Source organism: Bradyrhizobium sp. 154 (assembly GCF_023073875.1).
Taxonomy (GTDB): Bacteria; Pseudomonadota; Alphaproteobacteria; order Rhizobiales; family Xanthobacteraceae; genus Bradyrhizobium.
Window position 1 is genome coordinate 1 of the sequence record NZ_JADPKG010000108.1, and the last position, 21,504, is coordinate 21,504.

A 21,504-nucleotide genomic window follows, 5' to 3' on the forward strand; every position below is an offset into this window, starting at 1 on the left:
AAGGCTTGCCCATCCATGCTGGCCTCCCGCCCAGCCAGCATGGTGAATCAGAAACGAACTGATTTGGGAATCCCAAATCGATTCAACCAAACCCCATCCCGCTTTAGCTTGACATTGATGAGCGACCGTTCCGGATGTATCAATGAGACATCCCTCGCGTCGAAATATCGATCGACCAAGTCTTGGGAAATCAAATGTGTACGCTGGATCTGGTAGCGGGGGAGGGACTCGAACCCCCGACCCCAGGATTATGATTCCCGTGCTCTAACCAGCTGAGCTACCCCGCCACAGGGATCGCGGCGGCGCATAATGCCGATCTCGCGAACGCGCGGCATATAAGGAAGGGGGCGGCGGGAAGTCAATCCGCGTTTGCTAAAAGCTTCGGCGCGCCAAGGCGCTCGAGGTGGAAAAGCGGTCGATTTCGCCCCCGGAATTGTCCGGCTTAACGCACCAGACTCGCGGAAGTCCCCTCAACCGGAATCCCGCGCTTTCTGCGCGGATTCGAGCCTCTCCCCGCAGGCGGGGGAGAGGCGAAGAATCGGCCTATTTCGGCCTCACGTTCGGGTCGCCGCCAGGGCTGCCGGGGGGTGGGATCACCGGGGTGTTGCCGCCGGTGTCGGGCGCTGGGGCATGCATCTCGGGGTCAATGCCGGAGGGCGGGCAGAGCACGCCCTCGGATTTGGCCAGCTTGTCGCCGAGCGGTTCCCGGGACTGGCCCGTGGTCGTGCCGTCAGCCGGGCGGTTCGGGCGGTCCTGCGGTGTACAATTGGCCGCATGTTGCGGGGATGGCGGCGCGGTCTGTTGTGGCGGCGTCGCCGGGGCGGGCGGGGCCTGCGCGATCGCGCTGCCAGAGGCGGCGATCAGCAGGCCCGCTAGGATGATGTTTGATGTCGTGCGCATGGGAAGGAAACGCGCGTCTCGCGCGCCCCGTTCCCTGCCCGCACGATCACGATTTGCGGTAGCGGATCAGCGAAAAATGGCCCATCGGCGGCATGGGGCGGCGCTCGGCAAGCGTGACGCCGCCGTGCCTTGCGGCCCAGCTGACGAGGCGGGCCCACGGGAATTCCGGGCGCCAGCCGAGGCGGCGGGCGACAGGTGCGAAGGCGAGTTCGAACAGCTTTCGCGGGCCGCTCTCGGCGCCGATGTGGTTGACGAGGATCAGTTCGCCCCCGGGCTTCAAGACACGCACGAATTCGTCGAGCGTGCCTTCCGGATCGGGCACGGCGGTGATGACATATTGCGCAACCACCGCGTCGAAGAAATTTTCGGGGAAGGCGAGATTCTTCGCGTCCATCACCGAGAGCACTTCGACGTTGGAGAGCCTGAGCGCACGCACACGCGCCTGCGCCTTGCGCAGCATCGGCTCGGAGATGTCGACGCCGCAGATTTTCGTGGTGCGCGCATAATCCGAGAGCGACAGGCCGGTGCCGACGCCGACGTCGAGGATGCGGCCGCCGATGCGGTCGGCCTCCGCGATAGTCGACTGCCGTCCGGCGTCGAACACCTTGCCGAACACGAGATCATAGACCGGCGCCCAGCGGCCATAGGCCTTCTCGACCCCGGCCCGCGAGATGTCTGCTGCCATGCCCCTGCCCCGGATACTTAAAGCGAAAAGAGTCCTGGTTGAATTGGTGAAGGCCGCGGGCTCAGTCCACCACTCCCATAGGGAGAGATCGAATCGCATCGGAAGATGCGATCCGGGTGAGGGGTTGCGGTCTTAATCACAGCCGCGGCCCCTCACCCGGATTGCCCTGGACGATGCTTGGCATCGCCAGCCGCAATCCGACCTCTCCCCTCCGGGGAGAGGTGAACCCAGACCAACCGGTTGTGCTTGATATCGTCATCCGTCAGCCGCGGACCGCCTCAGCAAGCGGCCTTGCCGTGCTGCTCGCAAGTTTCGCCGCGGCGCTCTGAATAAAACCGCCGCCGAGCACGCGCGCCTGTCCGCCAGGTGCGTCGTAGAACACGCAGGCCTGGCCCGGCGAGACGCCCTCCTCGCCGGCGACGAGCTCGACCTCGTAATGACCATTGCCGCCGCGCAGCCACGCCGGCTGGGGGCTCCGGGTCGAGCGCACGCGCACGAACATTTCGAGGCCGCCGCCGATCGCGCCGTCGATGTCGCCATCGCCGATCCAGTTGACGTCGCGCAGCACGATGCGGTGCATCTTCAGGGCATCGCGCGGACCGACCACGACGCGGCGGTTTGCGGCATCCAGCCGCACCACGAACAGCGGCGCGGTCGCCGCGATGCCGAGGCCGCGGCGCTGGCCGACGGTGAAATTGGCGATGCCGTTGTGCTGGCCGAGCACGCGTCCGTCGAGATCGACAATGTCGCCGGGATCCATCGCGTTCGGCCGCAGCCGGGTGATGATGTCGGTGTAGCGCCCGGTCGGCACGAAGCAGATGTCCTGGCTGTCGTGCTTGTCGGCGACCGCGAGCCCAAACCGGCGCGCGAGCTCACGCGTCTGCGGCTTGGTCATGTCGCCGAGCGGAAAGCGCAGGAAGCCGAGCTGCTCGCGCGTGGTCGCGAACAGGAAATAGCTCTGGTCGCGGTCGCTGTCGGCTGCGCAGACCAGCGCGCGCGAGCCGTCATTGAGGCGCCGCGAGGCGACGTAATGGCCGGTGGCGAGCGCGGTGGCGCCCAGTTCGCGCGCGGTCTTCAGGAGATCGCGGAACTTGACCGAGCGGTTGCACTCGATGCACGGCACCGGCGTCTCACCGAGCGCGTAGCTGTCGGCAAAGTTGTCGATGACGGATTCGCGAAAACGGTCCTCGTAGTCGAGCACGTAATGGGGAATGCCGAGCTTGGCGGCGACGTCGCGGGCGTCGTGGATGTCTTGGCCGGCGCAGCAGGCGCCCTTGCGATGGGTCGCGGCACCATGATCGTAGAGCTGGAGCGTGATGCCGACCACGTCGTAGCCCTCAGCCTTGAGCAGCGCAGCCGTCGTCGAGGAATCGACGCCGCCCGACATGGCAACGACGACCCTGGTATCCTCAGGACGGCCTTCGAGATCCAGACTGTTGAGCATCGGCCTTAGGTTCTGACGGCAGCGCGCGGCGCATCCGCGATTTCTTGCTTCTCGCGGGACATCGGCGATCCCCGGGAACTTCAGTTCCCGAAAGGCACGAGGGCCCCCGGTCGAAAGCGGCTGAGAGTGACCTCTTTAATATAGGCGGCATTCCGGTGAAGCAATCACGCGGGCGGCCAGCTGAGGGCAATTCTTGCCGGGGAGGCAGAAATGACGGGGTCGCGGCAGGCGATCGGCGGCCGCACCAAGACATCAAAGTATTGATTTTATTGCCGAAACACCCAGGAAGGGACCCTGGCCCGCTCCTTGCTACCCTCATGCCATAGAAGTTTCCAAGGGGTCTCCTGTGGTTGGTCGGACATCAGATGTCGTGGCAAGCGTGCAAGTCCAAAGCGCGCAGCAGAAGCCTGCCCGGTCGCAAGCCGCGAAAGACGCGTCCGCGGCCGATTCCTTCGGCTCGCTGGTCGACAGCAACACCCAGGCAATCAGCAACAATACAGGCTCGCAGGCGCAGGACACCGTGCCGCGCCGGAGCGACTCTGCTTCGTCGCCCTCCTTGGACAGAAATGCGCGCGACACCTCGTCCGCGGACGAGCCCTCGCAGAGCAGGGCGAGTGATGGCGCCGACGCGTCGGCGCCCGCCAAGACCGATGACGAGAACGACAAGACGAGCGACACGATGGCCGATCCGGCCAAGGACGCCGGCAAGACCAAGGACAAGGCGGAGGCCTCCGACGCCGAATCGGCGGACAAGTCCGACGAGACCAAGGGAAACAAGACCGACGGCACCGACACTCTTACCGCCGCCGTCGACGCGACTACCGCCGCAACGACCGATGCGAGCCAGATCGCCGTGCCCGATCCGAACGCGGTCGTCGCTGCCGCCCCGGTCGTGCCAGTCGATCCGGCTGCGAACCAGGCCACCAACGCGGCCTCCCCCTTGACCATCGCCGCCGCCGGCCTCGCCGCGAGCGCCTCCACCGCAGCACAGATCCAGGGCGCCAAGACCGACAGTGCCACCGCGGGCGACAAGAGCGCCAAGACCGCGAGCGCCAAGGTCGATGCGGACACCACGACCACGCTCGGCGAGACCGCGACCGGCACGAGCGAAGCCACCGCGACCGATGCGAAAGCCAATGGCGGCCTGATCGCCGTGGACCAGGGCACGCCGAAGACCTCGTTCAAGGCCGCGGCCACGGCGCAAGCCCAGACCGACATCTCCAATATCGGCCAGGGCACCGGCAAGGCAAACGCCGCCACGCCACCAGCAGCGGGCGCAGCGACCCTCGACGCCGCCGCGCCTCCGCAGGCCGCCAGGGCGCAGGCAGATGACGGAACGGCTGACGCCAAGGCAGCCGGCACCGAGCGCACCGCTGATGCGGCATCCGGCGCGTCCGCCACGCACGCTCATGCGGGGCCGCAGCCAACTGTCGCCACGACGGATACCAGCGCACAAGCCACCTCGGCCGTGCAGGCGCCGCTGACCAATACCACCTCGGCTGCGACCGCATCGACCGCGACGCTCACCGCGAGCGCGGCAAGCCACACGACGGTGCCGATCAGCGGCGTCCCGATCGAGATCGCGGCCGCGATACGCGCCGGCAAGTCGCGGTTCGACATCAGCCTCGATCCGATCGATCTCGGCAGGATCGACGTCCGCATCAATGTCGACCGCAACGGCCAGGTCACCTCGCATCTCACCGTGGAGAAGCCGGAGACCCTGCAAATGCTGCGTCAGGACGCGCCGCAACTGCAGCGCGCGCTCGACGATGCCGGCTTCAAGACCGGCAGCAACGGGTTGTCCTTCAGCCTGCGCGACCAGAATTCATCCAACCAGAACTCCGGCCAGGACAACGACAATGGCGGCAATGCCCGCCGGCTGATCATCAGTGAGGACGAAACCGTTGCAGCCGTGCCCGTCGGGCGCAGCTACGGCCGCATGCTCGGATCGAGCAGCGGCGTCGACATCAGAGTGTAAGGAGTGTTCGACATGGCCACCACGAATGCCGCCACCGCCCCTTCCGTCGTCTCCGGGACGACCGACATCCCCAAGTCCTCGTCGAGCTCGAGCCTGGGCTCGTCCACCGGCGCGACGCTCGCCGGCAATTTCCAGACGTTCCTGACGCTGCTGACGACGCAGCTGCAGAACCAGAACCCGCTCGATCCGCTCGACACCAACCAGTTCACTCAGCAGCTGGTGCAGTTCGCCGGCGTCGAGCAGCAGCTCAAGACCAACGATTCGCTGGCCCAGCTCGTCACCCTCCAGCAGACCACGCAGGCAACCCAGGCGCTGGGCTTCGTCGGCAAGACCGCCCTGGTCGACGGCTCGACCGCGACCATGAAGAACTCGTCGGCGACCTGGCATCTCAACGTGCCCTCCGATTCGACCGTCGACATCACCGTCGCAAATGCCAGCGGTCAGACCGTGTTCACCGGCAAATATACCGCCGCCGCCGGCACCGACATCCCCTTCACCTGGAACGGCATGGGCAATGACGGCACGCAATGGCCCGACGGCAAGTACACGATCTCGGCCACGGGCAAGGATGTAGCGAACAACACTGTCGGCATCGCCGCGCAGGTGCAAGGCACGGTATCGTCGGTCGACCTGACCCAGTCGCCGCCGCTGCTCACCATCGACGGCGCCAGCTACACCCTGAGCCAGGTGAAGAGCATCATCGCCACCGCCAGCAATTAAGAGAGGTGCCGCTACACACTCGGTGTCGTTCCGGCGAAAGCCAAGACCTTACCGCGTGATCCATCGATGAGGCCCTGGTAGCAGCACCACTTTTCTCACCCAGGAGTCCTCGCCAAGCTGCTGGGGTCGCGACCTTCGCCGGGACGACAATTCGGGGCCTCCCAACCCCGCGCTCAGGCCTCGTTCGTTAGTAAAGCATTTACGAAATGCCTCCTGACCGGCCTGGACGCCCCCGTCCCGCCCGCGGAGACGAGCGCGTTCCAGCCAGTTTCAACGAGAATTGTATTGAAGCCTTAGGCTTAGCGGATTTTTAAGCCGCGACGCGTAGGGTTACTGGCGTGAGTTCAGTGGTTGAGAGTTTGTGAGTACGCCATGACAGAACCCCATCGCCCGAGGGTAAAATACGTCATCGGGCCGGACGGCAGTCCGTTGACGATCGCGGATCTGCCTGCACCCGGCACCAAACGCTGGGTCATCCGCCGCAAGGCCGAGGTCGTCGCCGCCGTCCGTGGCGGACTTCTCTCCCTCGAGGAGGCCTGTAGCCGTTATACCCTGACGGTCGACGAATTCCTCTCCTGGCAGTTTTCCATCGACCAGCACGGTCTGGCGGGTCTTCGCACCACCCGCATCCAGCAATATCGCCAGTAAGCGATCCGGAAACCTGCGGCTTTTGACGAAAATCGGCCTCGCGAGGCCGATTTTTTTCATGACGTTAACTTTTGTCCGACCTCTTAACCGTCGTTAACCATATCGAAACCATCACCTAGGCAATAATTGCCCACTCGGCCTTTCCAGTGAAAGCGGCCGAAGCTGGTTGGGGCGGTTGCTTGCAAGGTCTTGCGGACTTTTTGAAAAGTATCGGAGCCGCCCGATTCGGGGCGATGATCGCGGTCACCGCCGCGCTCATCGGCTTTTTCGCGTTCGTCATCATGCGCGTGACCACGCCGCAGATGACGACCCTGTTCACGGACCTCAGCGTCGAGGATTCCTCGGGCATCATCAAGGACCTGGAACGCCAGGGTATCCCGTTCGAGATCCGCAACGAGGGCTCCATCATCATGGTGCCCAAGGACAAGGTCACGCGCCTGCGGATGAAGCTCGCCGAGGGCGGCCTGCCGAAGGGGGGCGGCGTCGGCTACGAGGTGTTCGACAAGTCGGACGCGCTCGGCACCACCTCTTTCGTCCAGAACATCAATCACCTTCGCGCCCTGGAGGGCGAGCTCGCCCGCACCATCCGCGCCATTGACCGCATCCAGGCCGCCCGCGTCCACCTCGTGTTGCCCGAGCGCCCGCTGTTCGCGCGCGAGGCGCCAGAGCCGTCGGCCTCGATCGTGGTCCGCGTCCGCGGCTCACTGGAAGCCCAGCAGATCCGCGCCATCCGCCACCTCGTCGCCTCCGCCGTCAACGGGCTGAAGCCGCAGCGGGTCTCAATCGTCGACGAGGCCGGCCAGCTGCTCGCCGACGGCGCCGCGACCGATCCGGAGCAGGCGGTCGGCGACGAGCGCCGCATCGCCTTCGAGAAGCGGATGCGCAAGCAGGTCGAGGACATCGTCTCCTCCGTGGTCGGCTCGGGACGCGCCCGCGTGCAGCTCTCCGCCGATTTCGACTTCAACAAGGTCACCCAGACCTCGGACAAATTCGACCCCGAAGGCCGCGTGCTGCGCTCGAGCCAGACTCGTGAAGAGCAGAGCATGACCGCCGACAACAACGGCCAGGTCACCGTCAACAACGAGCTGCCCGGCAACCAGCAGAACAACGGCGTCGCGGCCAAGGACCAGAGCAAGAAGAGCGAAGAGACCAACAATTACGAGATCTCCCGCATCACCAAGACCGAAGTGACCGAGGCCGGCCGGGTGAACCGCATCTCGGTCGCGGTGCTGGTCGACGGCATCTACTCCAAAAACGACAAAGGCGAGCTCGCCTATCAAGACCGCACCAAGGAGCAGCTCGACCGCATCGCAGCGCTGGTGCGCTCGGCGATCGGCTTTGACCAGAAGCGCGGCGACCAGGTCGAGGTCGTCAATCTGCGCTTTGCCGACGCCCCCTCTACAGCGCCGATCGGCGAGCCTGGCGGCTTCCTCGGCATGCTCCAGTTCACCAAGGACGACGTCATGTACTTCGTCGAGCTCGGCGTGATGATGCTGCTCGGCCTGGTCGTGCTGTTCCTGGTGATCCGCCCGCTGGTCAAGCGCATCCTGGCCTCCGACGAGATGGCTGCCGCAATCTCCGGCGTGCTCAGCGGCCCGGCGGGCTCCGAAGAGGCCGTGCCCGCCGGCCAGCCGCTCCTGCCGAACGCCGCCGCAAGCGCGATCGACGTCGCCACCATCCAGGGCCAGGTCCACGCCCAGTCTGTTCATCGCGTCGGCGAGCTCGCCGAGCGCAATCCCAACGAAACCGTCGCCATCATCCGCCAGTGGCTGACCGAACCCGCGAAATAACCCCAGCCAACTGAATCAAAAAGTGATCTGACATGGCCGCCGCATTGCAAAACGCCAACAGCAACGACATCACCAGCGTGATCTCCACGCTCGGTCAGCGGGCCAACACCCGTGCCAAGGACGGCAGGCCGGCCGAGCAATTGTCCGGACCGAAGCGCGCCGCGATCCTGATGCTGGCGCTGGGCGAGCAATATGGCGGCAAGATCTGGTCGCTGCTCGACGACGACGAGGTGCGCCAGCTCTCGCTGGAGATGTCGACGCTCGGCACCGTCGAGGTCGACACCGTCGAGGACATGCTGCTCGAATTCGTCTCGCGCATGTCGGCCTCGGGCGCGCTGATGGGCAATTTCGACGCCACTGAGCGGCTGCTCCAGCAGTACCTGCCGCCGGAGCGCGTCAACGGCATCATGGACGAGATCCGCGGCCCCGCCGGCCGCAACATGTGGGAAAAGCTCTCCAACGTGCAGGAAGAGGTGCTCGCGAACTATCTCAAGAACGAATATCCGCAGACCATCGCGGTGGTGCTGTCGAAGCTGAAGCCGGAGCACGCCGCCCGTGTGCTCGGCATCTTCCCCGAGGAACTCGCGCTCGACGTCGTCAACCGCATGCTGAAGATGGAAGCGGTGCAGAAGGAGGTGATCGAGAGCGTGGAGAAGACGCTGCGCACCGAGTTCATGTCCAACCTGTCGCAGACCCGCCGCCGCGACGCCCACGAGGTGATGGCGGAAATCTTCAACAATTTCGACCGCCAGACCGAGACCCGCTTCATCACGTCGCTGGAAGAGGACAACCGGGAATCGGCCGAGCGCATCAAGGCGCTGATGTTCACCTTCGACGACCTCGTCAAGCTGGATTCCGGCTCGGCCCAGACCCTGATGCGCAATGTCGACAAGGACAAGCTCGGCGTCGCGCTCAAGAGCGCCAACGAGGACGTCCGCAGCTTCTTCTTCGGCAACATGTCATCGCGCGCGGCCAAGATGCTCCAGGACGACATGGCGGCGATGGGCCCCGTGCGTCTGCGTGATGTCGACGAAGCGCAGGCGCTGCTCGTCAACCTCGCCAAGGACCTCGCCGCCAAGGGCGAGATCATGCTGACCAAGAACCGCGCCGACGACGAGCTGGTGTACTGATGGGCGCTCCGGCAAAATTCCTGTTCGATACCGACTTCGCCGCACCCGAACGCTCGAGCCGCGAGAAACCCGCGACGGCGGCCGAGATCGCCCAGAAGATCGCGGAAGCCGAGGCACGCGCCTATCAGGACGGCTTTGCCGCCGGCCAGCGCGAGGCCAAGGCCGAGAGCGACCGCCGCGTTGCGCTGGCCATGGAGGAGATCAACATCGCGATCCGGGGCATCGCCTCCGGGATCGGCAACATCGAGTCCAAGATGGAGACCGAGGCTGTCGACGTCGCGCTCGCGGTGGCCCGCAAACTGTGCGCCGATCTGGTCGCCGCCGAGCCGCTCGGCGAGATCGTCGCACTCGTCAAGGACTGCTTCTCGCATTTGGTGGCGACGCCGCATCTCGTCGTCCGCATCAACGACGCGCTCTACGACGCTGCGCGCGACAAGATCGAGCGGCTCGCCAAGCAGAGCGGCTTCGAGGGCCGGCTGGTGATCCTGGCTGAGCCGGAGATTGCCACCGGCGACTGCCGAATCGAATGGGCCGATGGCGGCGTCGTGCTGGAGCGCGGCGCCATCGCGGCCAAGATCGACGAAATGGTCGGACGCTACATCGCGTCCCGCAGGGGGAATTAAGCCATGAGCGACACCGACGGACAGGTCCCGCTGCCCGATCTCAACGGCCCGATGCCGCCGACCGGTACCGATGTCGGCTACACCGAGGACGAATATGCCTCGCGCGTTGCTGCCGACCTCGAAGCCGTGTTCGACGTGCCGGTGCAGGTCTCGGCCGTGCTCGGCCGCTCCAAGATGGACGTCGGCGAGCTCTTGAAGCTCGGGCCCGGCACCGTGCTCGAGCTCGACCGCCGCGTCGGCGAGGCCATCGACATCTACGTCAACAACCGGCTCGTCGCCCGCGGCGAGGTGGTGCTGGTCGAAGATAAGCTCGGCGTGACCATGACCGAAATCATCAAGACCGAACGCGGTTAGCACAAATAAAGACAATGACGCGCAACGGCGCGACCAGACGGACAGGAGACTGACATGCGGCTTCTCATCGTTGGCACCTTGAAGGGCCAGCTCACCACGGCCACCAAGATCGCGATGGAGAACGGCGCCACCGTGACCCATGCTGAGGATCACGAGCAGGCGATGCGCGTCCTGCGCAGCGGCAAGGGGGCCGACCTCCTGCTGGTCGACGTCGCGCTCGACATCCGCGACCTCGTGATTCGGCTGGAGGCGGAGCACATCCACGCTCCGATCGTCGCCTGCGGCATCACCAACGACGCCCGCGCCGCGGTCGCCGCGATCCATGCCGGCGCCAAGGAATACATCCCGCTGCCGCCGGATCCGGAGCTGATCGCGGCGGTGTTGGGTGCCGTTGCCAACGATTCCCGCGAGCTGGTCTATCGCGACGAGGCGATGGCCAAGGTGATCAAGCTTGCCCAGCAGATCGCAGGCTCCGACGCCTCGGTGATGATCACCGGCGAGTCCGGCACCGGCAAGGAAGTGCTGGCCCGTTACGTCCACACCCGCTCGGCCCGCGCCAAGCGTCCGTTCATCTCGATCAACTGCGCCGCTATCCCTGAGCATCTGCTGGAATCCGAGCTGTTCGGCCACGAGAAGGGCGCCTTCACCGGAGCGATCGCCCGCCGCATCGGCAAGTTCGAGGAGGCGACGGGGGGCACGCTGCTGCTCGACGAAATCTCGGAGATGGACGTCCGCTTGCAATCGAAGCTGCTGCGCGCCATCCAGGAGCGCGTGATCGATCGCGTCGGCGGCACCAAGCCTGTCGCCGTCGACATCCGCATCATCGCGACCTCGAACCGCAATTTGGCTGAGGCCGTGCGCGAAGGCACGTTCCGCGAGGATCTGCTGTTCCGTCTCAACGTCGTGAATTTGAAGATCCCGCCGCTGCGCGAGCGCCCCGCCGACATCCTCGAGCTCGCCCAGCACTTCGTGAAGAAATATGCCGAGGCCAACGGCGTGCCGCTGCGCCCGATTTCGGCGGAGGCGCGCCGCGTGCTCTCCACCAACCGCTGGCAGGGCAACGTCCGCGAGCTCGAAAACACCATGCATCGCGCGGTGCTGATGGCGCAGGGCGACGAGATCGGCGCCGACGCAATCATCACGCCGGATGGTGACCGCCTCGACCTCGCCAGGACCGCGCCGGCCGTGGCGCATGCGACAATGGCCGCCGAGCAGGTGACACGTGCGCTCGTGGGCCGCACCGTCGCCGATGTCGAGCGCGACCTCATCCTGGAGACGCTGAAGCACTGCCTCGGCAACCGCACCCATGCCGCCAACATCTTAGGAATCTCAATCCGCACGCTGCGCAACAAGCTCAACGAATACGCCGACGGCGGCATCCCGATCCCGCCCGCAGGCACCCCGGGCGAATATCCGCGCATGCCGATGGTAGGGGCGTAGGCGGCGCTCACGCTGATCGAGAATGTAGATGCCCGGGCCGGTCCCGGGCACTTTGTTTGACGCAGGCTGCCAACCTCGTCATTGCGAGCGCAGTGAAGCAATCCAGAATCCCTCCGCGGCGACACTCTGGATTGCTTCGCTTCGCTCGCAATGACGAACCTCAAGAGCATCCTTCGCATGACGGAACCGCGTCCCGTGGCTAGGCCATCCGCGCGCCAAGCACTATAACTCCGCGAGAACCACACGAGGATAAACATGTCGGAAGCTCAAATCACGGACTGGCTGGCGTCGCAGCGGCAGGCGATGATCGATCTGTTGCGCGATGTCGTGAACATCGATTCCGGATCCTACGACAAGGAAGGTGTCGATGCGGTCGGTGCGCGGTTCGAGCGGCATTTTTCCGAGCTTGGCATTCCGTTCCGCCGCGAAAGCCACGGCACGTTTGGCGACGCGATCCATGCCGAAGTCGCAAAGCCCGGCAGCAACGAGAAGCCGGTGCTGTTGATGGGGCATCGCGACACCGTGTTCGGCAAGGGCGAGGCCGGACGGCGTCCGTTCACCATCAGGGACGGCCGCGCCTATGGACCCGGCGTGGCCGACATGAAGTCCGGGCTCGTCATGAACGTGTTCGTGGCGACCGCCTTCCACAAGTTCGGCGGCAATCCGCATCCAATCAAGCTGCTGATCACCTCGGACGAGGAGATCGGCTCGCCCTCCTCGCGGCCGGTGATCGAGCGCGAAGGACGCGCCGCGCGCGCCGTGTTCAACGCCGAGCCGGGCCGCCCCACGGGGAATATCGTCACCGGGCGCAAGGGCGGCATCTTCATGCATTTCGCCATCACCGGCAAAGCCGCCCATTCCGGCGCCAATTTCGCCGCCGGCGTCAGCGCGATCGGCGAGCTCGCGCACAAGATCGTGCAGATCCACGCGCTGACCAATCTCGACAAGGGTATCACGCTCAACGTCGGCTTGGTCTCGGGCGGACAATCCGTCAACACCACGGCGCCTTACGCGGAAGGCCAGATCGATCTGCGCTATGTCGATCCCGCAGACCGCGCGACGGTGATGACCGCGATCGAGCAGATCATCGCGACGCCCTATGTGCCAGGCACCAGCGCGACGCTGACCATCAAGGGCGAGTTCGTGCCGGTGGTGCAGAGCGCGGAGTCGAAAGCGCTGTTTGACGGCTATCGGGCCGCCGCCAGAGAGGTTGGCCTTGCCACGCTCCAGGGCGAGTTCTCGGGCGGCTGCGCCGATTCCGGCTTCACCGCCGCGGTGGGCACGCCGACCATCTGCGGCCTTGGCCCGGTCGGCGGGCTCGCGCACACGCCGGAGGAATATCTCGAGCTCGACAGCATCGTGCCGCGCGCGCAGGCGCTCGCGCTGGCGATTCTAAGAGGGTGAGGGAGGCGCCGTAGGGTGGGCAAAGGCGCGCCTGCGCCGTGCCCACCATTTGGCTTCGCTGGGTAGAAGTGGTGGGCACGCTTCGCTTTGCCCACCCTACGAGACCCGCCAAACTCTACGAATAACTCGGCGCGTCGGGCCTGCGGAAGATGTGGATGGGGTCGCCCGGCACGATCGGTTCGCCGCTGAACATCGCGTAGGCGTAGAGCACGAGATAGGCAATCGCGAGCGCGCCGATGGCGTAGAAGGCCCAGGTCGCGACGCGCTTCATCCATCCGCTCCATTGCCGCCCCCGATCCGGAAGGCTCAGGCGCTTCTAAAGCGGTGGCGGGGAAAACGCCAGCCTTGCGCGAGCGATGGCGGCGATCAAATGCCGCGCCGGGCGCGCGCAGGGACGCTGACGTCTGCAAGCTTGACCGCGTCTTCGTCCTGGTCGACGGCCACGTACTGGCCGTGCCAATAAGCCAGCGCCGCAGTCCGCCTCGAGCTCTTGATATCCCTGACACGGCCGATGACTATGCCGTGCGAATGCCGCTCGATGATCTCCTCGACCTCGCAATCGAACGCCGACAAGGCGCCGACCAGGAGCGGAACGCCCGACACCGCCCTCACCCATTGGGCGCCCGCGAAACGGTCGGCGCCCTTCAACCCGCCCTTGCCGGCAAAACGTTCGGCGACATCGAGCTGATCGGCATTGAGGATATTCACGCCGAAGGCACCATGGCGGCGGATCAGCGGAAAGGACGAGGCATCGCGATTGATGCTGACCAGCAGCGTCGGCGGCTCGACCGACAGCGAGGTCACCGAGGTCACCGTCATGCCGCTGATGTCGCTGCCCCGCCCGGCGGTGATGACGCTGACGCCGCCGGTGAGATGGCGCAAGGCGCCGCGGAAATCGGCGGACGAGACGGGGATTTCGGTCATGAGATCGCGGGGCACTACATTCATGGCGTTGCTCCCCCAAGCGGGGTTCCCTGTATTTAGGTACGATCGTCCGCCGATAACAGGTGGTTCAGGATCGAGCCTTCGAGGCCCGCAAGCTCAGCTGAGCCACGCTGGCGCGGCCGGGCCGCGTTAACCGTGACGTCATGAGCGATCCGGCCCTCCTCGATCACCAGCACCCGGTCTGCGAGCGCGACGGCCTCGGAGACGTCGTGGGTGACAAGGATCGCGGTAAAGCCCTGGTCGCGCCAGACGCGTTCCAAAAGGCGCTGCATCGAAATCCGGGTCAGCGCGTCCAGCGCACCGAGCGGCTCGTCGAAGGCGAGCACGCGCGGCCGGGAGACCAGCGCGCGACCGAGTGCGACGCGCTGCTTCTGGCCGCCCGACAGCACCGAGGGCCATTGGTCGCGCTTCTCGGCCAGCCCGACCTCGCTCAGGGCTTTCTCGGCGCGCGCATGCGCATCCTCCGACGCGCGATCGCGGCCGAGCCCGACCTCGACATTGGCGAGCACACGCGCCCAGGGCAACAGCCGCGGCTCCTGGAACATGACGCGGATGTCCTCGGGCTGGATATCCTGGCCGAAGCTGATGCTGCCGGCGTCGATCTTCTCCAGGCCGGCGATGAGGCGCAGCAGCGTGCTCTTGCCGCAGCCGCTCTTGCCGACGATGGCGACGAACTGGCCGGCGGGAATGTGCAAATCGATGCCGCGCAGCACCTCGTTGTCGCCGAAGGATTTGCGCAAGCCCCGGATGCTGAGCGGCAAACCCGCGGCAGTCGCCGGGCGCTCCTCGCGCACCATACGGGCATGTGGCGCGAAATTGGCGCGGCTGGCGAGGTCGGTTTCCGGAAGGGAGCTACGAAGCGCTGTCTGCATGTCACTCTCAACGTTTCTGGAAGGCGGGGTGCCAAGAGAGCGTCAGGCGCTCCAGCACGCGGGAGGCACTGTCGGCGAGCTTGCCAAGCAGGGCATAGATCAGGATCGAAAGCACGACGACGTCGATCAGCATGAACTCGCGCGCCTGCATCGCCATGTAGCCGAGGCCCGAGGACGCCGCGATGGTCTCGGCGACGATCAGGGTCAGCCACATGATTCCGAGCGCGAAGCGGATGCCGACGAAGATCGAGGGCAGCGCGCCCGGGAAGATCACCCGGCGAAACAATTCGCCATCGGTCATGCCGTAGATGCGGCCCATCTCGATCAGCTGCGGATCGACCGTGCGTATGCCGTGCAGCGTGTTGAGGTAGATCGGGAAGAAGACTCCGAGTACCACCAGGAACAGCTTTGCGCTCTCGTCGATGCCGAACCACAGGATGACCAGCGGGATCAGCGCCAGATGCGGCACGTTGCGCACCATCTGCAGCGTGGTGTCGGTGAGCTTGGCCGAGAGCTGCGACAGGCCGTTGGCGAGCCCGAACGCGAAGCCGATGCTGCCGCCGATCAAGAAGCCGATCGAGGCGCGCCAGAACGAGACCCAGATGTTGCGGACGAGCTCGCCGGAGAGCAGCAGCTTCCAGCCTGCGAGCATGACGTCGCTGGGCGCCGGCAGAACCCGCGTCGGCACGAAGCCAGTGACGCTCGCGACCTGCCAGATCGCGATGATGGCGAGCGGCACGATCCACTGAATGAGGCCGTCTGCCCGCGGCAGGCGTACGCTGCGCGGAAGGGCAATGCTGTCGATCACGCTCATGATTGCGACACCCGATGCTGCGGACGGAAATCGCTGCCGACCGTTTCGCCGAAGGGACCGCCGTTGAAGTGCAGCTTCGTCACGTTGCTGGGCTGCTCCAGCGAGAGCAGCGGGAAGACCAGCTCGGCAAAGCGATAGGCTTCCTCCAGATGCGGGTAGCCCGACATGATGAAGGTATCGATGCCGAGGTCCTGATACTCCCTGATGCGCGTTGCGACGGTCTGGGCATCGCCGACCAGCGCCGTGCCGGCGCCGCCGCGCACGAGGCCGACGCCGGCCCACAGGTTCGGAGCGATCTCCAGCTTGTCGCGCCTGCCGCCGTGGAGCTGCGCCATGCGCTGCTGGCCGACGGAGTCCATACGGGCAAAATTCTTCTGCGCCAGCGCGATGGTCTCGTCGCTGACATGCTTGATCAGCTCGTTCGCGGCACGCCAGGCCGCTTCATTGGTCTCGCGGACGATCACGTGAAGCCGGATCCCGAAGGACAATTTTCTGCCGCGCGCGGCGGCGACGTCCCTCACCTTCGCGATCTTCTCGGCAACAAGAGCCGGCGGCTCGCCCCAGGTGAGATATTTGTCCACGGTGTCCACCGCGACATCGATGCCGGCATCCGACGAACCGCCGAAATAGAGCGGCGGGCGCGGCGACTGCACCGGCGGAAACAAGAGCTTGCCGCCCTCGATATGGATATGCTTGCCCTCGGCATTGACGGTCTTGCCGGCGAGCAGATCGCCATAGACGTTGAGGAACTCGCGGGTGACCTCGTAGCGCTCGTCATGGCCGAGGAAAATGCCGTCGCCCTTGTTCTCGACGGGATCGCCGCCCGTGACGACGTTGACGAGAAGCCGACCGTTCGAGATGCGATCGAGCGTCGCCGTCATGCGTGCGGCCACGCTCGGCGATTGCAGGCCCGGACGAACGGCCACGAGATAGCGCAGCCGCTCGGTGAACGGCGCCACTGAGGAGGCAACGATCCAGGAATCCTCGCAAGACCGCCCCGTCGGCAGCAGCACGCCGAAATAGCCGAGCTGATCGGCGGCCTGGGCGATCTGGCGCAGATAGTTGAAATTGACCTCACGGCCGCCGATGCCGGTGCCGAGATAGCGGCCGTCGCCGTGGGTCGGCAGAAACCAGAGGATGTTGGCGTTCGCTTGCTTACTCATGGTGTTGCTCATGATCCTGGTTTCCGAGCCAGGTCGGAAATCTTGATGGATTTGGGGATCAGGCCCAGCGCGAAGAACGCGTCGGCAACCTGCTGCTGGTCGGCGATGACGGCATCGGTGATCGGCTTGACGCCGTAGGCCTGCCGCTTCAGCGCCACTTCGACCACGGGGACCGACAAGCCGATCGACGGCGCGAGCTGCTCGGCCACCGCATGGATGTCGCCCCTGGCCCAGTCGTCGACCGCGCTCAGCTCCGTGAGCACGGTGTCGACGATCTTCGGGTTGGCTTCGAGGAATTTCTTGGAGGAGAAATAGAACTGGTAGTTGGCGACGATGTCGGTGCCGTCGGCCAAGGTGCGCGCACCGGTGGCCGCTTCCGCTGCGGCCTGGAATGGATCCCAGATCACCCAGGCATCGACCGCGCCGCGCTCGAACGCGGCGCGTGCATCGGCCGGCGCCAGGAACACCGGCTCGACTTCCGAATATTTGACACCCGCCTTCTCCAGCGCCTTGACCAGAAGATAGTGGACGTTGGAGCCCTTGTTCAGCGCGACCTTCCTGCCCCTGAGGTCGGCGACCGACTTCAGCGGGCTGTTCCTCGGCACCAAGATCGCTTCGCCCTTCGGCGCCGGCGGCTCATAGGCGACATACTGGATCGGGGCGCCGGCGGCCTGCGCGAAGATCGGCGGAGCTTCGCCGGTGTTGCCGAAGTCGATTGCGCCGACATTGAGCGCTTCGAGCAGCGGCGGACCGGAGGGGAATTCGGTCCACACCACCTTGTAGCCATCGGCGGCGAGCTTCGGTTCCAGCGTGCCCTTGCTCTTGAGCAGCACCAGCTTGCCGTATTTCTGATAGCCGATGCGGATCACCTTGTCCTGCCCGTAGGAGGTGCCGACCGCGGCGGCGACGATGCCGATCGACAGCACGATGGCCGCGATCAGACGCTGAATGATACGCCTCATGTTCAAACCTTTTGAAATGGGAGAGTGGTGGGCACGATCAGGCTGCCGGGTTGCGCCAGACGATGTCGCGGATGACGATCGGCTTCGGGATCAGGCCGAGCTTATGAAAGCGGTCGGCGACGCCCTGCTGGGTCGCGACGATGTCGTCGGTGACGGGGCCGACCACGAAGTTCGCGCGGTTGGCGGCGACGGTCTGGATGTCCAGCGGGACGCCGGTGATCGCGGCAAGCGATTTGGCGACCTCGTCGCGGTGCTGCTCGGCCCAGTTACCGGCCGCGGTCGTCACATCGACGATCTGTTGCAGGACCACTCCGTGGTTCTTCGCGAACTCGCGGTTCGCGATGTAGAAGGAGTTGGTCTTGGTAACCTCGCGCGAATTGATCAGGATGCGGCCGTTCTGCTTGGTCTCACCGATCGCGAAATACGGATCCCAGATCGCCCAGGCCTCGATGCTGCCATTGGCAAAGGCGGGGCCCGCGTCCGGCGGGGTCAGATAGACCGGGGTGATGTCAGCATAGGTGAGCCCCGCCTTCTCGAGCGTCTGCACCACGACGTTGTGCGCGCTGGACCCCTTGGTGAAGCCGATGCGCTTGCCCTTCAAGTCGGCGATCGTGCGGATCGGGGACTCCTTCGGCACCAAGATGCCCTGGCCGTTGGTGATGGGTTGGCCGGCGGCATAGACGATCGCGGCGCCCGCTGCCTGGGCGAACACCGGCGGCGAGTCCCCGACCGAACCAAAGTCCAGGCTGCCGACGTTCATCGCCTCCATCATCGGCGGGCCCGAGGAGAACTCGATCCATTTCACCTCGATGCCTTGCGGAGAAAAATGTTTCTCCAGGGCGGCCTGCTGGCGCGCGATGACGAGCACGCCGGTCTTCTGGTAACCGATGCGAATTTCCTTCACTGCGCCTTGCGCATTGGCGCGCGAGACGAAGGCAGCAGCGGCTGCAGTTCCGGCAGAGAGTTTCAAGAAGTCGCGACGATGCATTCCAAGCTCCCGGCCGCGTGCGGCCGTCATTCATTCAGGTCTCGTGAATGATGGGGCGCGCTACGAAAGCTGTCGAGACGCTCAGGAAAATAGCGATGCGAACACTGCGCGTGCGGCGAAGCGCGTGATTAATCTTTCAAGCGGCGGAGCGAATGAAGATGGAATTTTTCTGCACGCGGATGTGAAGGCCGCGCGGGTTCGGTCTCGAGACTCGCGGCCGGAACCAAAACCGCAAAAACAACCCCATGCACAGTAGCCAGGGCGTGCGAAAACAATGACTTACGCATTATCCGAAGTTCGTTTGACTCGTCGGGCAAAACAGGAGCAAGATGGCATCATGGCGGGGCTCGGGATGGAGGGGCCCCGGCCGACCTAATGAAGCCAATTGACCGGCAAATTCTGCAGGCCGCGGAACGCCCAGCCGACGATCCGCACCTCCTCGTCATCGGCGATCTCGAGCTGCCCCGCGCGCGCGAACACGGTCGGCAGCGCGACGTCGGCGATCATGGCGCGCGAGGCCCAGGCGCCGGCGCAGAAATGCGGACCGGCGCCGAAGGCGACGCTCTTGGATGTGTCTCGTCTCACGTCGAACTGGTCGGCGCGCTCAAAATGCTTCTCGTCGCGATTGGCCGAGCCGAACATCAGGAACACGCGCTCATCGAGCTCGAATGACACGTCGCGGATGCTCCACGGCTTTGCGATGCGCCGCGGCGACATGCCGATCGGCGAAATCCAGCGGGCATATTCCTCGAACGCTTGCAGCCAGGACACTTCGCCCTTGCGCACGAGATTGAGCTGCTCGGGATGGGTCAGCAGCGCCCATACCGTGCCGGCGATGGCCTTGCGCGGCTCGTTCTGGCCGCCGGAGATCGCGAGTTTCACATTTGCGCGCACGCTCTCCATCGGCATGCCGGAGGCGAGGAGCACGCCGAGAATGCTCTGGTCCGGATGCTTGCGCATCACCGGCAGGATGTCGTCGATCGCGGCATCGATGCCCGACGTCGCGGCGTGGCAGCGCGCCTCGATCGCGGGATCGCCGGCATAATTGGCGATGCCCTCGATCATGCCCTGCGACCACGCATCCATGTCCTGAAAGCCGATATTGGTGAGGCCGGTGATCGACTTCAGGCACTCGCCGGAGAAGGGCAGCGCGAAATCGCGCATGAGGTCGATCCGTCCCGGTTCGATGCGATCGATGATGCGGTCGGCATGGGCCTGGAACTGCGCGGTCCAATGCGCCTTCACCGTCTTCGGCGACACCGTCGGAAACATGGCGCGGCGCTCGACCTGGTGCGCCTCGCCGTCCTTTCGCATCATGTTATGGCCCATCAGCCGGTTCATCAGACCTGCGGGCTGGTGCGAGGAGAACACGTCGATCTGCTTCTCGGAAATCGAGATGTCGTCGCGGCTCGTCAGCAACGTCGAGCCGAGCTGCGGCACGAAGGCAATCGGCGCCTCCTTGCGCATTGTCGCGAGCATCGGATAGGGATCGGCCCAGAATGCGGCCGGGTCGATGTCGATGCGCGGCGCGGTGCTCAAACTTCGCTCCCTTGCTATGTGCCTGCCAAGGTTAGCGCCTTCAGGAGCCGCCGTCTGTCCCCAGCGATTGGGACAGGCGGCCTCAGGACGTGTCTTCAAGAGTCGAGTACGCGCGGGTGCGATGGCGAAGCCCGCATTGTCCACAACATCGGACATAAGCGAATGTTCGTTGAGGGCCAAAAGCGGGACTAGTTTAATGCTCTGCATTTCGAGTTGCAGCGCCAGCGGACCTTCAGGCCGATATGATCTAACCGCAAAGGAAGACAGACTCGACTTGGCCACGCGCTTTCCAATAGGCTTCTCCTTTCCAATTATAACTAGCGGGGAGCGAAATGGCTGAAAGAATCAATGTCGAGGTTACCGGCAAATCGCAGTTTGAAGTCGCCTACGACATGGCGAGATACATACTAATCAATATGGAAGGTCGTCAGGTGAAGAGCATAAAGCGGCAAGAGCTCTTGCATTTGGTAGCTGACTGCATCGAGACCTTGCGCGGCATCAAGGTCAGGGAGATTATCAGCTAAAGGCTTGCACTCCTGCAGCGACCGTCCACCCGCATTTCGCAAAATTTCGTGGGCGGCCTTGGAGAGCGCTTTCGGTCGAGACAGCTATGGGTCCATGAGCCGACATCGCTCAATCAAGCGGCGGTACTTATCAGGCTCCTTAGCGGCCGTAGGGGAAGCAGCGATTGCGATCGAGTGTGAGACCGAAATGTGCTCCCAGTGCAGCGATGGCCGCGTCTTGCTGAGGATAGGGATCGGCATTGGATGCGGCAACGATGATGATCCGGAACCCGCCGCGATCCTTGCCGCCGGGTGGCAGCATCGCTGTAGTCAGTGCATTGCCCTCCCTGTCGCGCAGCGTGAGGAAAAGCGGCATCTCTCGCTGTACATGGGCCTCGAGGCCGATGTCGCGCTCGATCGCGTTGGGCCGCTCGGGACGCCAGGACTCGACTGCCTTCTCCCGCTCGCGGCGGAAATATTTCTCAACTGTGTGGTCCATCAGGCGCGACTCATGCATCGCTTCACCTTCCGTCTCGATACGGAACCAGGTCTTGCCCTTCGGTGCGTCGCAAACATACTGCATTTCGCCCGTCCTGCGATCG

22 protein-coding genes and 1 tRNA gene are annotated in these 21,504 nt (G+C 64.8%); 10 read left to right on the forward strand and 13 right to left on the reverse strand.

Going from position 1 to position 21,504, the window contains the following annotated elements; genetic code table 11:
* Window positions 1-210 precede the first annotated feature (210 nt).
* The 4 genes from IVA92_RS26695 to mnmA all read right to left on the reverse strand — a co-directional run bounded on the left by IVA92_RS26695 (window position 211) and on the right by mnmA (window position 3,029).
* Window positions 211-287 (reverse strand) — tRNA-Met (locus IVA92_RS26695).
* A gap of 256 nt (window positions 288-543) precedes the next feature.
* Window positions 544-900: a hypothetical protein gene (locus tag IVA92_RS26700; protein WP_247280363.1), complete on the reverse strand. Its 357-nt coding sequence runs from the start codon at window positions 898-900 to the stop codon at window positions 544-546.
* Window positions 901-946: 46 nt separating this feature from the next.
* On the reverse strand, window positions 947-1,585 hold the full coding sequence (locus IVA92_RS26705; protein ID WP_247280364.1) for a class I SAM-dependent methyltransferase: 639 nt from the start codon (window positions 1,583-1,585) through the stop codon (window positions 947-949).
* Window positions 1,586-1,847: 262 nt separating this feature from the next.
* Window positions 1,848-3,029, reverse strand: coding sequence for a tRNA 2-thiouridine(34) synthase MnmA (gene mnmA, locus IVA92_RS26710; protein ID WP_247280365.1), 1,182 nt, complete (start codon window positions 3,027-3,029; stop codon window positions 1,848-1,850).
* 346 nt (window positions 3,030-3,375) lie between these two features.
* Here mnmA and IVA92_RS26715 point away from each other — a divergent pair, with 346 nt between their 5' ends.
* From IVA92_RS26715 to IVA92_RS26755, 9 genes are all read left to right on the forward strand, one after another.
* Window positions 3,376-5,007 (forward strand): flagellar hook-length control protein FliK, encoded by a 1,632-nt coding sequence (locus tag IVA92_RS26715; protein ID WP_247280366.1) that lies wholly within the window; start codon window positions 3,376-3,378, stop codon window positions 5,005-5,007.
* Between the two features lie 12 nt (window positions 5,008-5,019).
* Window positions 5,020-5,727: a flagellar hook capping FlgD N-terminal domain-containing protein gene (locus tag IVA92_RS26720; RefSeq protein WP_247280367.1), complete on the forward strand. Its 708-nt coding sequence runs from the start codon at window positions 5,020-5,022 to the stop codon at window positions 5,725-5,727.
* Window positions 5,728-6,099: 372 nt separating this feature from the next.
* Window positions 6,100-6,375, forward strand: a complete 276-nt coding sequence (locus IVA92_RS26725) for a DUF1153 domain-containing protein (RefSeq protein ID WP_002714638.1) — start codon at window positions 6,100-6,102, stop codon at window positions 6,373-6,375.
* Window positions 6,376-6,554: 179 nt separating this feature from the next.
* Entirely contained in the window at window positions 6,555-8,165 is a 1,611-nt protein-coding gene (gene fliF, locus IVA92_RS26730; RefSeq protein WP_247280368.1) for a flagellar basal-body MS-ring/collar protein FliF, read from the forward strand.
* Window positions 8,166-8,197: 32 nt separating this feature from the next.
* Window positions 8,198-9,295, forward strand: coding sequence for a flagellar motor switch protein FliG (fliG, locus tag IVA92_RS26735; RefSeq protein ID WP_247280369.1), 1,098 nt, complete (start codon window positions 8,198-8,200; stop codon window positions 9,293-9,295).
* Window positions 9,295-9,918, forward strand: coding sequence for a FliH/SctL family protein (locus IVA92_RS26740; protein WP_247280370.1), 624 nt, complete (start codon window positions 9,295-9,297; stop codon window positions 9,916-9,918). The genes fliG and IVA92_RS26740 overlap by 1 nt, the downstream gene beginning before the upstream one ends.
* Window positions 9,919-9,921: 3 nt before the next feature.
* A complete protein-coding gene (gene fliN / locus IVA92_RS26745; RefSeq protein ID WP_247280371.1) occupies window positions 9,922-10,272 on the forward strand; it encodes a flagellar motor switch protein FliN in 351 nt (116 codons plus the stop codon).
* 54 nt (window positions 10,273-10,326) lie between these two features.
* Entirely contained in the window at window positions 10,327-11,712 is a 1,386-nt protein-coding gene (locus tag IVA92_RS26750) for a sigma-54 dependent transcriptional regulator (RefSeq protein WP_247280372.1), read from the forward strand.
* 255 nt (window positions 11,713-11,967) lie between these two features.
* Complete coding sequence (locus IVA92_RS26755) at window positions 11,968-13,116, forward strand: M20 family metallopeptidase (RefSeq protein WP_247280373.1); 1,149 nt, start codon at window positions 11,968-11,970, stop codon at window positions 13,114-13,116.
* Window positions 13,117-13,231: 115 nt separating this feature from the next.
* Here IVA92_RS26755 and IVA92_RS26760 read toward each other — a convergent pair whose 3' ends face one another.
* The 8 genes from IVA92_RS26760 to IVA92_RS26795 all read right to left on the reverse strand — a co-directional run bounded on the left by IVA92_RS26760 (window position 13,232) and on the right by IVA92_RS26795 (window position 20,399).
* The gene (locus tag IVA92_RS26760) at window positions 13,232-13,387 is read right to left on the reverse strand and encodes a hypothetical protein (protein WP_247280374.1); all 156 of its coding nucleotides are present in this window, start codon (window positions 13,385-13,387) and stop codon (window positions 13,232-13,234) included.
* A gap of 95 nt (window positions 13,388-13,482) precedes the next feature.
* Window positions 13,483-14,064: a flavin reductase family protein gene (locus IVA92_RS26765; RefSeq protein ID WP_247280375.1), complete on the reverse strand. Its 582-nt coding sequence runs from the start codon at window positions 14,062-14,064 to the stop codon at window positions 13,483-13,485.
* Between the two features lie 32 nt (window positions 14,065-14,096).
* The gene (locus IVA92_RS26770; protein ID WP_247280376.1) at window positions 14,097-14,933 is read right to left on the reverse strand and encodes an ATP-binding cassette domain-containing protein; all 837 of its coding nucleotides are present in this window, start codon (window positions 14,931-14,933) and stop codon (window positions 14,097-14,099) included.
* A 7-nt stretch (window positions 14,934-14,940) separates the two neighbouring features.
* Window positions 14,941-15,747, reverse strand: coding sequence for an aliphatic sulfonate ABC transporter permease SsuC (ssuC, locus tag IVA92_RS26775; RefSeq protein WP_247280377.1), 807 nt, complete (start codon window positions 15,745-15,747; stop codon window positions 14,941-14,943).
* Window positions 15,744-16,922 (reverse strand): FMNH2-dependent alkanesulfonate monooxygenase, encoded by a 1,179-nt coding sequence (gene ssuD / locus IVA92_RS26780; protein WP_247280378.1) that lies wholly within the window; start codon window positions 16,920-16,922, stop codon window positions 15,744-15,746. Before ssuD ends, ssuC begins: the two co-directional genes overlap by 4 nt.
* Window positions 16,919-17,872, reverse strand: a complete 954-nt coding sequence (locus IVA92_RS26785; protein ID WP_247280379.1) for a sulfonate ABC transporter substrate-binding protein — start codon at window positions 17,870-17,872, stop codon at window positions 16,919-16,921. The genes ssuD and IVA92_RS26785 overlap by 4 nt, the downstream gene beginning before the upstream one ends.
* Before the next feature lie 37 nt (window positions 17,873-17,909).
* Window positions 17,910-18,860 (reverse strand): sulfonate ABC transporter substrate-binding protein, encoded by a 951-nt coding sequence (locus IVA92_RS26790; protein WP_247280380.1) that lies wholly within the window; start codon window positions 18,858-18,860, stop codon window positions 17,910-17,912.
* A gap of 372 nt (window positions 18,861-19,232) precedes the next feature.
* Window positions 19,233-20,399: a cytochrome P450 gene (locus IVA92_RS26795; protein ID WP_247280381.1), complete on the reverse strand. Its 1,167-nt coding sequence runs from the start codon at window positions 20,397-20,399 to the stop codon at window positions 19,233-19,235.
* A gap of 332 nt (window positions 20,400-20,731) precedes the next feature.
* Here IVA92_RS26795 and IVA92_RS26800 point away from each other — a divergent pair, with 332 nt between their 5' ends.
* A complete protein-coding gene (locus tag IVA92_RS26800) occupies window positions 20,732-20,923 on the forward strand; it encodes a hypothetical protein (RefSeq protein ID WP_247280382.1) in 192 nt (63 codons plus the stop codon).
* 139 nt (window positions 20,924-21,062) lie between these two features.
* On the opposite strand, the gene IVA92_RS26805 is transcribed toward IVA92_RS26800, so the two are convergent.
* Entirely contained in the window at window positions 21,063-21,485 is a 423-nt protein-coding gene (locus IVA92_RS26805; protein ID WP_247280383.1) for a hypothetical protein, read from the reverse strand.
* Window positions 21,486-21,504 lie beyond the last annotated feature (19 nt).

Bases quoted from the DNA above. Each gene is read 5' to 3' on its own strand.
- IVA92_RS26700 (WP_247280363.1), bottom strand. From the start codon at position 900: ATGCGCACGACATCAAACATCATCCTAGCGGGCCTGCTGATCGCCGCC.
- IVA92_RS26705 (WP_247280364.1), bottom strand. From the start codon at position 1,585: ATGGCAGCAGACATCTCGCGGGCCGGGGTCGAGAAGGCCTATGGCCGC.
- mnmA (WP_247280365.1), bottom strand. From the start codon at position 3,029: ATGCTCAACAGTCTGGATCTCGAAGGCCGTCCTGAGGATACCAGGGTC.
- IVA92_RS26720 (WP_247280367.1), top strand. From the start codon at position 5,020: ATGGCCACCACGAATGCCGCCACCGCCCCTTCCGTCGTCTCCGGGACG.
- IVA92_RS26725 (WP_002714638.1), top strand. From the start codon at position 6,100: ATGACAGAACCCCATCGCCCGAGGGTAAAATACGTCATCGGGCCGGAC.
- fliG (WP_247280369.1), top strand. From the start codon at position 8,198: ATGGCCGCCGCATTGCAAAACGCCAACAGCAACGACATCACCAGCGTG.
- IVA92_RS26740 (WP_247280370.1), top strand. From the start codon at position 9,295: ATGGGCGCTCCGGCAAAATTCCTGTTCGATACCGACTTCGCCGCACCC.
- fliN (WP_247280371.1), top strand. From the start codon at position 9,922: ATGAGCGACACCGACGGACAGGTCCCGCTGCCCGATCTCAACGGCCCG.
- IVA92_RS26750 (WP_247280372.1), top strand. From the start codon at position 10,327: ATGCGGCTTCTCATCGTTGGCACCTTGAAGGGCCAGCTCACCACGGCC.
- IVA92_RS26755 (WP_247280373.1), top strand. From the start codon at position 11,968: ATGTCGGAAGCTCAAATCACGGACTGGCTGGCGTCGCAGCGGCAGGCG.
- IVA92_RS26760 (WP_247280374.1), bottom strand. From the start codon at position 13,387: ATGAAGCGCGTCGCGACCTGGGCCTTCTACGCCATCGGCGCGCTCGCG.
- IVA92_RS26765 (WP_247280375.1), bottom strand. From the start codon at position 14,064: ATGAATGTAGTGCCCCGCGATCTCATGACCGAAATCCCCGTCTCGTCC.
- IVA92_RS26770 (WP_247280376.1), bottom strand. From the start codon at position 14,933: ATGCAGACAGCGCTTCGTAGCTCCCTTCCGGAAACCGACCTCGCCAGC.
- ssuC (WP_247280377.1), bottom strand. From the start codon at position 15,747: ATGAGCGTGATCGACAGCATTGCCCTTCCGCGCAGCGTACGCCTGCCG.
- ssuD (WP_247280378.1), bottom strand. From the start codon at position 16,922: ATGAGCAACACCATGAGTAAGCAAGCGAACGCCAACATCCTCTGGTTT.
- IVA92_RS26785 (WP_247280379.1), bottom strand. From the start codon at position 17,872: ATGAGGCGTATCATTCAGCGTCTGATCGCGGCCATCGTGCTGTCGATC.
- IVA92_RS26790 (WP_247280380.1), bottom strand. From the start codon at position 18,860: ATGCATCGTCGCGACTTCTTGAAACTCTCTGCCGGAACTGCAGCCGCT.
- IVA92_RS26800 (WP_247280382.1), top strand. From the start codon at position 20,732: ATGGCTGAAAGAATCAATGTCGAGGTTACCGGCAAATCGCAGTTTGAA.
- IVA92_RS26805 (WP_247280383.1), bottom strand. From the start codon at position 21,485: ATGCAGTATGTTTGCGACGCACCGAAGGGCAAGACCTGGTTCCGTATC.